This window comes from Pseudomonas sp. 25 R 14 (assembly GCF_900004755.1).
In the GTDB taxonomy this organism is placed as follows: domain Bacteria; phylum Pseudomonadota; class Gammaproteobacteria; order Pseudomonadales; family Pseudomonadaceae; genus Aquipseudomonas; species Aquipseudomonas brenneri.
Genome location: NZ_CVTS01000033.1, coordinates 192,949 through 206,561, shown reverse-complemented (window position 1 = coordinate 206,561; position 13,613 = coordinate 192,949). Strand labels below are relative to the sequence as shown.

The following is a 13,613-nucleotide window of genomic DNA, read 5'->3' as shown; positions in this document are numbered from 1 at the left end:
TGAGCGCGCAGCGCTCACCCAACCTATGCATGAAAATTCTCCAGCAAAATTCGCCCGCTGGAACATGCCGCACTGTCATTGCGATAAGCGAAGTACAACTTGCCTCGCTCACGATCAAAGCGCAGGTGCAGTTCGATCACATCGCCGGGGCGTACCAGTTGCTGGAACTTGAGTACTTCCATGCCGGCAAAGGTCGGCGGTAGGTCGAGCAGTTGCTGGCCCAGATTGAACGCCCATTCCACCTGCACCACTCCCGGCAGCACCGGTGTGTGCGGGAAGTGTCCGCTGAAATAGGCCAGGTCCGGCGGGATGCTCAGCTGCAGAGTCCATTCGCCGTCGTTCTCGGTTTGCGCCAGGACTTCCGGGGCCTTGGGCCGAGGCGCCAACAGCAGTGCCTCGACTTGCGCCTGGGGCAGCTTGCCTTGGGTATTGAGCGGCAACTGGCGCAACAGGCGCCAGCGGCGGGGCAGGGCCAGGGCTTCGCAGTGTTGGCCCAGGTGTTGGCGCAGGGTCTGGGTGACGGTGCGCCGGCCCTGGTTACGCAAGGCGTGCAGGCCGTCGCCACTGAGGACCACCAGGGCGCCCAGCGAGGCGCGGTTTTCCTGGACCACGCCCAGGCGTGCCTCGGCGACCCAGGCGTGCTCCGCCAGGGCTTGTTCGAGCATCGGCAGGGAGATGCGTTTTTCTTCCAGCTTGACGATCCGGTCCAGCCGTCCCAGCAGCTCAAAGCGCCCGTCGGCGTGGATCAGGGCGGCGTCGGCGGTCTGCTCCACATGCCCGGCCGGCAGGTACGGCGAGGCAATGCGCAACGCACCGTCGGCGTCCTGGCTCAGTTGCACTCCGGCAAACGGCTGCCACGGCGTTTGGCCCTGGCGCCAGGCAATGCCGCCGGTTTCCGAACTGCCGAGGATCTCGGTCGGCCACTGTTGCAGGCGTTGCTGCAGGCTCTGGGCAGCGTCTGCGGGCAGTGCGCCACCGGAGGAAAACACCCGCTTGACCTGGCTCAGTGCCGGCCAGTCGAGGTTGTCGCCCATGCGCTTGAGCAGCGCCGGGCTGGCGACCCAGGCAAAGTGCGGCTGCTCGCGGCTGGCGCGTTGCAAGTCTTCCGGGAACGGCAGTTGCTGGCGCACAAAGGTACGGCCGGCGCACAACGGCCACAGCACGCGAAACAGCAAACCGTAGATGTGTTGGGTGGCGACGCTGCCGATGATGCACGCCCGGCCGAGGTCGGCGCCCCACAGGGTTTCCAGGGCCTGGACCTCATTGGCCAGTTGGCGCAGGGTTTTGTCGATGCGCTTGGGGGCGCCGCTGGAGCCGGAGGTGCACAGGCTCAATTGGCACACCTCCAGGTCGAGGGCTGCGGCGCTGAGCGGCGTTTGGTAGAGCGCCTCAAGGTCGTCGGCTTCGCTCAGCCAGGCGTCCACCTCGTTGGCCCAGCGTTGGCGGGTCTGGGGTTGCAGGTCGGCAGGCAGCAATACGCTGACCCCGGCACGCCAGGCACCTAGCAAGGCCACAGCCAGCAGGCCGGCATCGGTCAGATGGACGGCCAGGCGCTGGATGCCACGGGTTTGCAGCCCGGCCGCCAGGCTCAGGGCCCGCTCACACAGCTGTGCGTGACTCATCGAAGGCTCGGTGGTGACCGAACGCAGTTGCACAGGCTCAAGCAACAGGTGCTCAAGATTGACCCAATTCATACGCGGCCTCGAACCCTTTGTCGTACCAGCCATTCCACGGCAAACAACAGGCCCATCAAGCCATAGGCGATCAGACCGTTGTACAACATCCACCAGCTCAGCGGTGCCCACAGGGTGAGCGCGGCGGCGAGCAGGCCGTTACACAAGAAAAATACACTCCACACCACGGTGACCTTGCGTGTGTACGCAATGGCTTTCTCGGGCAATTGCGGGTCGCTCAGGCGTGCCAGGCGCTCGACCATCGGCGGGCCGTATTTCAGGCTCAGGCCAAACAGCGCCAACATGAAGACGCTGACCAGGCTGGGGTACCAGCGCAGCATCTGCGGGTTGTCGAACCAGGCCAGCAGCAGGCAGAACACGACCGCGACAAAGGCCATCCAGCCGCTGCCGGGGCGCCGGGCACCGGTCAGTGCGCGCAGCAGCCACAGGCTGGCCAGCAGCAGGCCGAATTGCCACGGGGCGAAATGCTCCGTGCCGTAATACACCGCAAAAGGATACAGCAGCCCTACCAGCAACAGGCCAAGGCCGATCAGCCGGCTCATGCGGCCGGTTGGACCAGACGGTAGACCGCCTCGACCACGTCGTTGACCGTACGCACAGCCTTGAACTCTTCGGCGGCGATTTTCTTGCCGGTCTGGCGCTTGATGTGGTCGATCAGGTCCACCGCGTCGATGCTGTCGATTTCCAGGTCCTGGTACAGGTTGGCGTCGAGGGTGACCCGTGCCGGGTCCAGTTCAAATAATTCCACCAAGGCATCGCGCAGGGTGTTGAAGATATCGTCACGAGTTTGCATGGTTAAGTCTCAAGCTGCCTGTCTGGCCGTGACGAACGCCGCGAGGCTGGCCACGTTGATGAAGTGATTGCGGGTGTCCTTGGCGTCGGCATCGATCTTGATGCCGTACTTTTTCTGGATCGCCAGGCCCAATTCCAGGGCGTCTACCGAATCCAGGCCCAGGCCTTCGCCGAACAGGGTTTGCTCGCTGCCGATGTCGCAGGCATCGATGTCTTCCAGGCCCAGGGCCTCGATGATCAGGGTTTTAATTTCGTGCTCAAGGCTGTTGGGGTTGCTCATCTTCGGCGAGCTCCTTAATGAAATAGTGATGCAGGTAATCGTTGAGCTTGCGTGAGGCCTGGGGTGCGGACCCTTGTGAGGCAAACACCTGTGGGTCTATATCGGCACCCACCTGCAAACTGAAGTGAAAGCGGCGGTGGGGGATGCGATACCAGGGCTCGGCCTTGGTCAGCGTGGTCGGGCTGACCTTGAGCACCACGGGGGTGATGATTGTCGCACCCCGCAGGGCGATGGCGGCGGCCCCGCGATGAAAGGCCGGCGCTGCGCCTGGCACGGTGCGGGTGCCTTCGGGGAAGATAATCAGGGTCTGGCCGCCCCGCAGGGCGCCCGCTGCGGCATCGAGCATGTCGATGCTGCCGTCATTGCTGATATAGCCGGCATCGCTCACCGGGCCACGGGTGAAGGGGTTCTGCCAGAGGCTTTGCTTGACCACGCAATTGGCCTGGCGCACCAGGCCGATCAGCACCACGACGTCAATCAGCGACGGGTGGTTGGCGATGATCATCTGCCCGGGGCGCCCGAGTTTCTCAGCGCCTTCGACGCTGTAGGTCAGGATGCCGGCGCGCTGCATCATGTTGATAAAGAACCAGAACAACCGCCCGATGGTCAGGCGCGCCCGCCGTTGGTGCTGCTGTGCGTCCCCCGGCAGGCAACTGAGCAGCGGAAACACCAGAAGGCGCAGGCACAGGCCGCCCAGGCCAAACAGCGTGAAGCTGGCCGCCGTGGCAAACAGGCGCCAGTAGTAGGCGTCCCGGGGTTTGTCGGTCAGTGTTTGCGTTGCCAGTTCCATACTCGGTTCTTCCAGGCATGTTGGCAGGCGCCTTGCTCGGTGAGCAGGGTGCGCAGCAGGTTCAGGGCGTGAGGCCACTGGGTGTTGGTCGGTTGGACAGTCGCGGTGTGCAGCGCCAGTTGCCATTCGTCGCCTGGGGTCAGCAACAGGCCCAGGGCGTAAGGGAACGGCACGTCGTTGATCCAACTGGCATAGGCTTGGGGTGGCTGTTCTTCGGTGATCACCAGCAGCACGGCCGGTGCGCCTTCGTTGAGCAGGGCTGCGGCTTCCAGCATACCGTGCTCCAGGCCATCGCCTGCTGCGGCCAGGGCGGTCATTTCACTGGTTTCATTGCGCAGGATCGACCACAGGCCAATCACCGCGTTGTGTACCGACAGGCTGAACTGGGTGGGCGACAGGGGCTGGTCATTGGCCAGGTCGCTGAGGATATCCAGGGTGCGCGGGGTTTCGCCATGGCGTGAAACAAACACCAGTGGCAGGTCCTGCAGGCCTTCGGCCAATGGCCAGCCGACACTGAAGGCCATCCGGGCCAGGCGGCTCAGGCGCCGGCGTTGCATGGCGGGCAGAAACGACACATCGGGAGCAGCATCGCTTTGGGCCAGCAACGTCGGGGCCTGGCACCAGTCGCGCCAGGCATCCACGCTGTCGAGCCCGGGGGCCCAGGCGCGCCATTGGGCGATGTTGAAGTTGATCACTGAGAAAATATCCCGCCCCTGCGGGCTTCCTTGTGCTGCAAATTGCCCATAAAACCGGGGCATGGCGCGATGGCCGAGTGGCGCGCATTATCCCGGTGCGGTGGGGTTCTAGCAAACTTTGGTAAAGAATTGTTCACGGGATATTACAAATTTTCTGAAAAGAATCACTGATTGTCCGTTATGGCGGTGGGGGCGAATATCAGAAGGCTCCTACTTTGTAGGGCCGCTACAGGTTTGTGAGGTGAGATCTAGCCGTCGATGTTGTAGTACAGGAGTGAACAAGGTAGCTAACCGGCGCTTTTGCCCTCTACACTCGATCATTCATTGATACACGGAGGTTTTTCCATGCGGCGCGTGGTGTTCAATCAAAAAGGTGGTGTTGGCAAATCCAGCATCGCCTGTAATCTGGCGGCAGTCAGCGCCAGTGAAGGCTATCGAACCCTGTTGGTGGACCTCGATGCGCAGGCCAATTCGACCCAGTACCTGACGGGGTTGACGGGCGACGATATCCCCATGGGCATTGCCGATTTCTTCAAGCAGACCCTGTCTTCCGGGCCGTTTTCGAAGAAAAACCAGGTCGATATCTACGAAACCCCCTTCGACAACCTGCACGTCATCACCGCCACCGCAGAACTGGCAGACCTGCAGCCCAAGCTTGAGGCCAAGCACAAGATCAACAAGCTGCGAAAGCTGCTCGATGAGCTGGCCGAGGATTACGACCGAATTTACCTGGATACGCCGCCGGCCTTGAACTTCTATGCGGTTTCCGCGCTGATTGCAGCTGATCGCGTATTAATCCCGTTCGATTGCGACAGCTTCTCGCGCCAGGCGCTGTACGGCCTGCTGGCGGAAATCGAAGAACTCAAGGACGACCACAACGAAGGCCTGGAAGTGGAAGGCATCGTGGTCAATCAGTTCCAGGCCCGGGCGAGCCTGCCACAGCAAATGCTCGATGAGTTGATTGCCGAAGGCCTGCCGGTGCTGCCGGTGTACCTGGCCAGCTCGGTGCGCATGCGTGAGTCCCACCAGGAAAGCAAACCGCTGATCCACCTCGACCCGCGACACAAACTCACCCGACAGTTCGTGGAACTGCATAACCTGCTGGAAAACACCTGATCCATGTAGGCGCCGGCTTGCCGGCGAAAAACGTCAACAATAACGCGGGGCATCTGGTGCCCCGTATTGTTCTCGGGTTCTTCGCCGGCAAGCCGGCTCCTACAGTGAGGGGGTCATACTCCCTGGCTGCGCAACCAGCTCATCAACTGTGGTAACGCCAATGCCCCGCTCTGGCGCGCCACTTCCCGGCCGTTCTTGAACAGGATCAGGCTGGGTATCGAGCGAATCCCCAATTGCGCCGACAGTTGCTGGTTGGCCTCGCTATCGAGCTTGGCCAGGCGGCACTTGCCCGCCAACTGCCCAGCCGCCTGTTCAAACACCGGCGCAAACGACTTGCACGGCCCGCACCACTCGGCCCACACATCCACCAGCAGCGGCAAATCGCCCTTGATCTGGCTGGAGTAGTCGCCCTGTTTCAGGTCAAACGGTTTGTTCAGCAGCACCGGCTGCTTGCAGCGCCCGCACTTGGGCGCATCACCCAGGCGTTCGTGGGGGATGCGGTTGAGGCCGTTGCAATGAGGGCAGGGGATTACCAGGGGATCGGACATGGTGGGCTCTGTGGTTGATGTGGCCAATGATTGTTATTTGGAGCCGTTGCGAAGACTTATCAAGCAACAGTGCCCTCAAGAGGAGCAACTGATCTCCAAATGCTTGCCCCAATCGGGCGGCCGCTGCGCGTATTGCTCCATTCCCGCCTGTTCTTCAAATGGCTTGCTCAACACCTCATGCAACCTTCGCACTTCATGGTAGTCGCCTGACTCGGCGGCGGTGATGGCGTTTTGTGCAAGGTAGTTGCGCAGGATGTACAGCGGGTTCACTGCGTGCATCCGCTCGCGGCGTTCTGCCTGGGGGCTGTTGCCATCGCGCTCGACACGGGCTTTGTATAGGTCTGCCCAGGTATCGAACCCATTGAGGTCAACAAAGTCATCGCGCAACTGCGCCACGGCCAGTGCGGCGGACTCATCCCCCAGGCGGCGGAAGAACAAGGTGTAGTCCACGCCGCTGTCCTGCATCAATTGCAGCAATCGCTCCACCAGTTTCTGGTCGTCGTCTTCGGCGCTGGTCAAGCCCAGGCGGCGGCGCATCAGGTCCAGGTAGTGGGCCTGGTAGAGCGGCAGGTACAGGCCGAGGGTTTCGCGCAGGGCGTCAACGCTGATATACGGCGTCAGCGCCTGGGCCAGGGCGCTGAGGTTCCATTGGCCAATCGGTACCTGGTTGCTGAAGGAGTAACGCCCTTCGTGATCGGAGTGGTTGCAGATGAAATGGGCGTCGAAGTCATCCAGGAAGGCAAATGGCCCGAAGTCGAAGGTAATGCCCAGGATCGACATGTTGTCGGTATTCATCACCCCATGGCAGAAGCCATAGGCCTGCCATTTGGCGATCAGTTCGGCGTTGCGCTCGACGATCTCGCGGAACATCGCCAGGTAGGGCTCGGGTTGTTCCTGGCACTCGGGGAAGTGCAGGCTCAGGACGTGCTCGGCCAGTTGCTGGTGCAACTCGGTTTTCTGGGTGTAGTAGAAGTATTCGAAGTGCCCAAAGCGGATATGGCTCGGTGCCAGGCGCAGGACCATCGCGGCGCGCTCCTGTTTTTCGCGCCACACCGGGGTGTCGGAGCCGATCACGCACAGGGCGCGGCTGCTGGGAATGCCCAGGGCATGCAAGGCTTCGCAGGCGAGAAACTCGCGGATCGAGGAGCGCAACACCGCACGGCCATCGCCCATGCGTGAGTAGGGCGTTTGCCCGGCGCCCTTGAGGTGCAAGTCCCAGTGTTCGCCAGCGGCGTTATACACCTCGCCCAGCAGCAAGCCCCGGCCATCACCCAGTTGCGGGTTGTATGAGCCGAACTGATGCCCTGAATAGACCATCGCCCGCGGTTCGGCTTCGGCCCACAGCTTATGGCCGCTGAACAGTTCGGCGAATACCGGTGTTTGGGCGATAGCCGGGTCGAGATCAAGCAGGGCCATGGCCGCATTGCTCGCCACCACCAGGCGCGGGGCGTCGATGGGTTCGGGCAGGACGTGGGTTGAGAAACCATCGCCCAGGCGGGCGAAGCGGTTGTCGAAGGTCAGTTCGTCGAGGGCTTTCACTGGCCGTCTCCAGCAGAATGTCCGAGCATTCTGCTGGGGATAGCGCGGTTAGTCGAGTTTGGTGGGCGGTGGTGGTTGTGGCGAACCGTCATTCGCCGGTTTGCTCAGGGGCTCGATTTCCACCAGCTTGTATTCCTGGCCGTGCAGGTTCTTCAGGTAGACCTCCATCTGGCGGAACGAAATGTTGATGCTCTGCTTCTTGAACTCACGGTTGATGAAGCGGTTGACCTCATCGATCACCGGGTTCCGGTCGCCCAGGTCGCGTACGTGCATGCGCAATTCGTGGTCCAGGGTACTTTCGCCGAAGTTTAGGAAGTACACGTGGGGTTCCGGATCTTTCAGTACCCGTGGGTTATCCCTGGCGGCCTTGAGCAGCAATTCCTTCACCAGGTCCAGGTCGGAGCCGTAGTCCACGCCCAGCTTGAGGGTGACTCGGGTGATGGTGTCGGTGAGCGACCAGTTGATCAGTTGCCCGGTGATGAAGGTTTTGTTCGGGACAATGATGTCCTTGCGGTCGAAGTCGGTGATGGTGGTGGCGCGGATACGGATCTTGCTCACCGTGCCCGACAGGTTGCCGATGGTGATGGTGTCGCCAATCCGTACCGGGCGCTCGAACAGGATCATGATGCCGGAGATGAAGTTGGCGAAGATCTCCTGCATGCCGAAACCCAGGCCCACCGACAGTGCCGCCACCAGCCATTGCAGCTTGTCCCAACTCACCCCGAGGGTCGACAGGGTGGACACGAAACCCACGCCGGCAATTACATACGACAGCAAGGTGGTGGTGGCGTAGGCGCTGCCCTGGGCCAGGTCGAGTTTGGACAGCACCAGCACTTCCAGAAGCCCCGGCAGGTTGCGCGCCAGGGCGAAGGTGATGCCGATGATGATCAGTGCGCCGAGCATGTCGCCGATGCTGATGGGCACCATGCTGATATTGGCGCCGGTGCCGCTGGTGTATTCGTAGAGGGTGACGTTGTCCAGGTAGGAGAACACCGAGATCAGGTCCGACCAGACCCAGTACAGCGCGGCGATAAAGCCGCCGAGCAGGGCCAGGCGAATCAGGCGCATGGACTGTTCGTTGACCTGCTCGATGTCCAGGGTCGGCTCTTCGACCACCACTTCGCCATCGCCGGCTTCCTTGGCAGCCTGGCGCTTGGCCAGGGCCCGGGAGTAGGCCAGGCGCCGCGCGGCAACGCTCAGGCCACGGACGAAGGTGGCTTCGATCACCAGCCAGAACATCAACAGGTACAGGGTGTTGATCAGGCGATCACTGAGCTTGAGGGCGGTGTAGTAGTAGCCAAAGCACACGGCGATAAACAGAGCGATAGGCAGCGCGGTAAACAGTACGCCCACCAGTTTGCGAAACAGCGAGGCTTTCTCATGGGTCGGGCTGTTGAGCAACAGGCGGCTGAGCAGCCAGGCCATCAGCCCATAACAGGTCAGGACTACGGCGATACCCAGCACATCGTCCGCCAGGGCGGCAGGTTGATGTTCGGCGATCGACACCACGGCCACCAGCGCCAGGACCACCAGCCCCAGCTTACGGATCCAGCCCTGGAGGAATTCGACCTGGGGTTTTTCCCAGCGGAAATGCAGCTCGGCCACACCGCCCGGCGCCAGGATCCGATAGGCGGTGTAGAACACCAGCCATGCCTGGGCGATCTGCACCAGGGCCATGCCCAGGTTGGCGTTCTGCCCACGGGCGTCGATTTGCAGGGCGTAGCCGCACAGCGCCAGGCCGAGGCTCACCGGCAGAGCCAGGAAGATGTTGACCAGAATTGCGATGGGAGTGTGCCACTGGCTGTCACGTTTGAAGTGACCGATATCCATGTGGATCTTTTTCAGGCGCTCGTACAGGTTGCTGCGCCGCCACAACAGTGCGCCGATCAACAGCAGCAGGGGTAAAAACAGCAGCGGGCGTTGGGTCAGGCCGTCATACAACTCGCTGAGGCTGGAAGCCCAGGGCAGGGTGTCGACCTGCTTTTCCAGGCGGTTGGGTACGGTTTCCAGCCATTCGATGTCCAGCGGTTTGTTGCTGGGGATCCAGAACATCTGTTCGTCGAGGGTCGCGCGCAAGCTGGACGCGGTACTCAGCAGTTGCTTCTGGTTCAACTGCAGGGTGATGGATTCATTGAGCAGCGCACTCAGTTCCCGGCTCAGGCGCTCCAGCAGGTCGCTGCGGGTCACGGCCAGTTCCATCAGGGTGCGGCGCAATTGCGGGGTGACCTGATCCTCTGGCTGATTGGCCAGCAGGTTTTCGACGTAAGTGCTCGGCGAGCTGATCAGTTCGCGCTGCTGGTTGACCTCGAACTGGTACAGGCGAATGTTGGCAATATCGTCGGCCAGGTCGCGGTCGACCTTCAGGCGCGGCAATGCCTGCTTCTGCTTGTAGAGGATCTTCGACAGCAACAGGCTGCCCTTGAGCACGTTGATCTGCTCGTCCAGGGCCGAGTCACTTTGGGTCACGTTGTCCAGCAACTGCTTGGTCTGCAGGTTCTGCTGGGTCAGCTCATTGAGCCGGTCGGTGCTCTTGAGCAGGTAGTCAGAGAGTTTCAGGTTGGCTGCACTTTCCGTCGCCAGCAGGCTGCTGCCGCCGGCCTTCTGCGCTTCGATGGACTGCTGGGTCACGGTCTCCTGGGACTGGGCCAGGCGCTTCTGGTTGATCAGCGTCTGCAGGTCCTGGATTTCCTGTTCCATGCGCGCGGTTTTTTCCACCACCAGGTCATGCTGGCTGTTGCCCAGGTCCTGCAGTTGGCTGTTGCCTGCCAGCTCCTGGCGGCGCAACGGGATCAAGGCATTGAGCGCCGCCAGTTCGGCGTTCAGCAGGTTGCGCTGGTCGCTAGTGAGGGGTTTGCCATTGTCCTTGCCGGCCTTGAGGGTGGCGTTGATTTGCTGGATGCGCGTCTGGCTGTTGCTGATCTCGGTCTGGGCGCGCTCGGGCCGGGTCTGGGCGGCGATGCTCAAGCTGTTGGCGTCGGCCAGCTCCTTTTGCAGATCACCTTGCTGGGTGCTGCGCTGCACCAGCAGTTGTTCAAGTTGCGGGATTGGCAGGCTGGCATAGCGCTGCGCGACCGGGACGACCTTGCTGGCCTTGAGCCGGGTCAGTTCGCGGGCGTTTTCCGTGGTCTGGCGCGGGGCGTCTTCCAGCTGGCGCTTGAGATCGGCCAGGCGTTGCTCGTAATCCTGCTTGTTGCCGAGGAATGTCAGGGTCTGCTGCAGTACGTTTTGCAGCGCCTTCATGTCGGCGTCAGGCAATTTTCGGTCAGGCAGTTTGTCCAGGGTCTGCTGGACACTCTCGGTGCTCGGCGGGTCGGCGGCATACACAGGGCTGACGCAGAGGCTCAGGCCGAGCAGGGCAGTGGCTAAAAAAGTGCGCAGGATTGTCATAGAGACCGGTCGAACAAGATGAAGAGTAGGGGGCGTCCTGGCATCCAATGGCACGCCGTCGCCCCGCAGTTTAGAGGAAGAGTCCGGGGCCCGGGCGACTTCCTTCGGGGAATCTGACGCCGACTTTGCCGATCTTGTTCCCCTCCATCACCGCGACGGTCCAAATGGTGTTGTTCCACTCCACCTGGTCGCCAACAATCGGCGCACCGCCGACTTTGTGGGTGATGAACTGGCCCAGCGGCATGTCCGGGTCGATACCGTCGAGCTTGAGCCCGTAGAGTGCCGAGACCGCGCCCAACTGGGCGTCGCCTTCCAGCACGAAATCACCGAAGAAGCGCAGGTCCAGGCCCCGTTGTGGTGCCTGGCTGAACAGTTTGCCGAGGGCGGCGAGGTTGTGTTCATGGCCGATGACACAGAGCAGATCACCGACTTCCAGCACTGTACTACCCGACGGGTGGAGCAGTTGCTGGCCACGAAATAACGCAGCGATCCGCGTGCCTTCGGGCATTTTCAGCTCGCGCAGGGCGGCGCCGATGCACCATTTTTCGGCACCCAGGCGATAGACGAACAGCTCCCACTCGCTGGTGACGTGCACTTCCAGGGCTGCCCGGGAAATCGGCGCGGGCTCGGGCGGTACCGTCACTTTCAGCAACTTGGCGACCCAAGGCAGGCTGGTGCCCTGGACCAGCAACGACACCAGCACGATAAAGAACGCCAGGTTGAAATACAGTTGGGCGTGGGGCAGGCCGGCCATCAGCGGGAACACCGCAAGAATGATCGGCACCGCGCCGCGCAGGCCGACCCAGGCGATAAACACTTTTTCGCGGCCATGGAACGCCTTGAACGGCAGCAGGCCAACCGCCACTGACAGCGGCCGGGCAAACAGGATCATCCACAGCGCCAGGCCCAGGGCCGGCAGGGCGATCGGCAGCAGGTCATGAGGCGTGACCAGCAGGCCCAGCACCAGGAACATGCCGATCTGCGCCAGCCAGGCCATGCCGTCGAGCATATGCAGGATCCCGTGGCGGCTGCGTACCGGGCGGTTACCGATCACCAGGCCGCACAGGTACACGGCCAGGAAGCCGCTGCCGTGCAAGGCGTTGGTCAGGGCAAAGACGAACAGGCCGCCGGCGATCACCAGGATCGGATACAGGCCGTTGGCCAGGTTGATGCGGTTGACCAATTGCAGCATCAGCCAGCCGCCGCCCAGGCCGATAATGCCGCCGATGCCGAATTCGCGGATCAGGTGGGTCAACAGGCTCCAGTGCAGGCCGGTCTGGCCGCTGGCGAGCATGTCGATCAGGGTCACGGTGAGGAACACCGCCATGGGGTCGTTGCTGCCGGATTCGATTTCCAGGCTGGCGCTGACCCGTTCGTTCAGGCCCTTGCCGCCCAGCAGCGAGAACACGGCGGCGGCGTCGGTGGAGCCGACGATGGCGCCGATCAGCAGGCCTTGGATCATATTGAGGTCGAACAGCCAGGCCGCCGCCATGCCAGTGAGGCCGGTGGTAATCAACACCCCCACGGTCGCCAGCGACAGGGCTGGCCACAGTGCCACGCGAAAACTCGCGACCCGCGTACGCAAGCCGCCATCGAGCAGGATCACTGCCAATGCCAGGTTGCCCACCAGGTACGCGGTCGGGTAGTTATCGAAAATAATCCCGCCGCCATCGACGCCGGCGAGCATGCCCACGGCCAGGATGATCACCAGGATCGGAATCCCCAGGCGGGACGAAAGAGAACTCACCAGAATGCTCGCACTTACCAGCAACGCGCCGATCAAGAACAGGCTGTTGATGGTTGTTGCATTCAAAGGCAGTACTCCGGAAAGAAAGGCGAGGCGCAGACTGACCATGCAGTCTGCGTGCCAGCGATTCTAACCTGTTGAATTGCTGCGCTGTCAAAAGCTTTCAGGTTGTGCCTATAAAATGGCGGGCAGTTCCAGTACTCGTCGCAGGCCTGCGGCTATTTATCAAATCAATATGTGTTTGTACGGTCAGAGTTGGTTTTTATGCGCCAATTGAAAGGCATGAACTTGTATGTCTAGTTGAGTGGTCTGTCTGTTATTGGCTTGGACAACTTTAGTAGGATGGTCACGTCCAGCCGGAACCGACAAGGTCTCCATTCTTTACTTGCCCTTCTACAGTAATGCTAAGAGGCTGCCGGCCGAGCACAAAAATATGGGTTTTACCTTCTTCCGAGTCCCAGTTCAAAAACGTGTCGCCCGGTTTTTTTATGGCCTCAGGACCTAGGGTCTGGATGGTGAAAGAGTCCAGCCCCATGTGTTTCAGAGTGTCAGAAAGGTCTATGCGATCGTTGCCGGTTTGGAAACCATAGATTTTATGAGAACCGGCGCTTGGGTTGGATGGGCCGTAGATCGAGTAGGTGTTTCCTCCTGTATCGTTGGGGCTTACTCTGATGCCGCGGGCTGTGTCCGCTGGGGTGGTGGAGGAGTCCTGAATGGATGAGGCTGTTTCTAAGGTGTTCACGCTCGAAATGGTCATGATGTTTTACTCTCTCTTTGTTTGAATGTGTGTCCCGAATTAAATGGTTTGATTTTCGCTAGTGCGAGAATTAAGTATTCCATGACTGACTTTTTATTTACCATGGCGGGTGTGTTTCGAATGTTTGCGTTTTTGATATTATTTTTATAGTGGGTTTTCTTGGGGGGAAAGTACTTGGCGGGCTATTGAATAGTTCGGCGTGCGATGAGTTGGTTGGAAGGAGGGGTTTATATAAATACAAACTCGTTTGAAATGCTTCGGGCTGAGA

The 13,613-nt window shown here is 61.0% G+C and carries 12 protein-coding genes; 1 reads left to right on the top strand and 11 read right to left on the bottom strand.

Annotated elements, in window-relative coordinates; all coding sequences use genetic code 11:
- Window positions 1-23: 23 nt before the first annotated feature.
- Genes BFQ03_RS09165 through BFQ03_RS09140 form a run of 6 tightly spaced genes read right to left on the bottom strand, consistent with a single transcriptional unit; the run spans window position 24 to window position 4,251 of the window.
- Window positions 24-1,694 (bottom strand): acyl-CoA synthetase family protein, encoded by a 1,671-nt coding sequence (locus BFQ03_RS09165; protein WP_032862158.1) that lies wholly within the window; start codon window positions 1,692-1,694, stop codon window positions 24-26.
- Window positions 1,691-2,236: a COG4648 family protein gene (locus BFQ03_RS09160; protein WP_032862156.1), complete on the bottom strand. Its 546-nt coding sequence runs from the start codon at window positions 2,234-2,236 to the stop codon at window positions 1,691-1,693. The genes BFQ03_RS09165 and BFQ03_RS09160 overlap by 4 nt, the downstream gene beginning before the upstream one ends.
- Entirely contained in the window at window positions 2,233-2,487 is a 255-nt protein-coding gene (locus BFQ03_RS09155) for an acyl carrier protein (protein WP_032862153.1), read from the bottom strand. The genes BFQ03_RS09160 and BFQ03_RS09155 overlap by 4 nt, the downstream gene beginning before the upstream one ends.
- Window positions 2,488-2,496: 9 nt before the next feature.
- Entirely contained in the window at window positions 2,497-2,766 is a 270-nt protein-coding gene (locus BFQ03_RS09150) for a phosphopantetheine-binding protein (protein WP_032862152.1), read from the bottom strand.
- Window positions 2,744-3,556, bottom strand: a complete 813-nt coding sequence (locus BFQ03_RS09145) for a lysophospholipid acyltransferase family protein (protein WP_065942906.1) — start codon at window positions 3,554-3,556, stop codon at window positions 2,744-2,746. Before BFQ03_RS09145 ends, BFQ03_RS09150 begins: the two co-directional genes overlap by 23 nt.
- Entirely contained in the window at window positions 3,532-4,251 is a 720-nt protein-coding gene (locus BFQ03_RS09140) for a beta-ketoacyl synthase chain length factor (protein ID WP_065942905.1), read from the bottom strand. The genes BFQ03_RS09145 and BFQ03_RS09140 overlap by 25 nt, the downstream gene beginning before the upstream one ends.
- Window positions 4,252-4,596: 345 nt before the next feature.
- On the opposite strand from BFQ03_RS09140, the gene BFQ03_RS09135 reads away from it, so the two are divergent.
- Entirely contained in the window at window positions 4,597-5,367 is a 771-nt protein-coding gene (locus tag BFQ03_RS09135) for a ParA family protein (protein ID WP_029296134.1), read from the top strand.
- A gap of 113 nt (window positions 5,368-5,480) precedes the next feature.
- Here the strand turns inward: BFQ03_RS09135 and trxC are convergent, their stop codons facing one another.
- From trxC to BFQ03_RS09110, 5 genes are all read right to left on the bottom strand, one after another.
- A complete protein-coding gene (gene trxC, locus BFQ03_RS09130; RefSeq protein WP_032862147.1) occupies window positions 5,481-5,915 on the bottom strand; it encodes a thioredoxin TrxC in 435 nt (144 codons plus the stop codon).
- A gap of 75 nt (window positions 5,916-5,990) precedes the next feature.
- A complete protein-coding gene (locus BFQ03_RS09125) occupies window positions 5,991-7,454 on the bottom strand; it encodes a protein adenylyltransferase SelO (RefSeq protein WP_032862146.1) in 1,464 nt (487 codons plus the stop codon).
- 48 nt (window positions 7,455-7,502) lie between these two features.
- Window positions 7,503-10,841, bottom strand: coding sequence for a mechanosensitive channel MscK (mscK, locus tag BFQ03_RS09120; protein WP_032862143.1), 3,339 nt, complete (start codon window positions 10,839-10,841; stop codon window positions 7,503-7,505).
- 70 nt (window positions 10,842-10,911) lie between these two features.
- On the bottom strand, window positions 10,912-12,654 hold the full coding sequence (locus tag BFQ03_RS09115) for a potassium/proton antiporter (RefSeq protein ID WP_032862142.1): 1,743 nt from the start codon (window positions 12,652-12,654) through the stop codon (window positions 10,912-10,914).
- Between the two features lie 280 nt (window positions 12,655-12,934).
- The gene (locus tag BFQ03_RS09110) at window positions 12,935-13,345 is read right to left on the bottom strand and encodes a hypothetical protein (protein WP_065942904.1); all 411 of its coding nucleotides are present in this window, start codon (window positions 13,343-13,345) and stop codon (window positions 12,935-12,937) included.
- Between the last annotated feature and the right edge of the window lie 268 nt (window positions 13,346-13,613).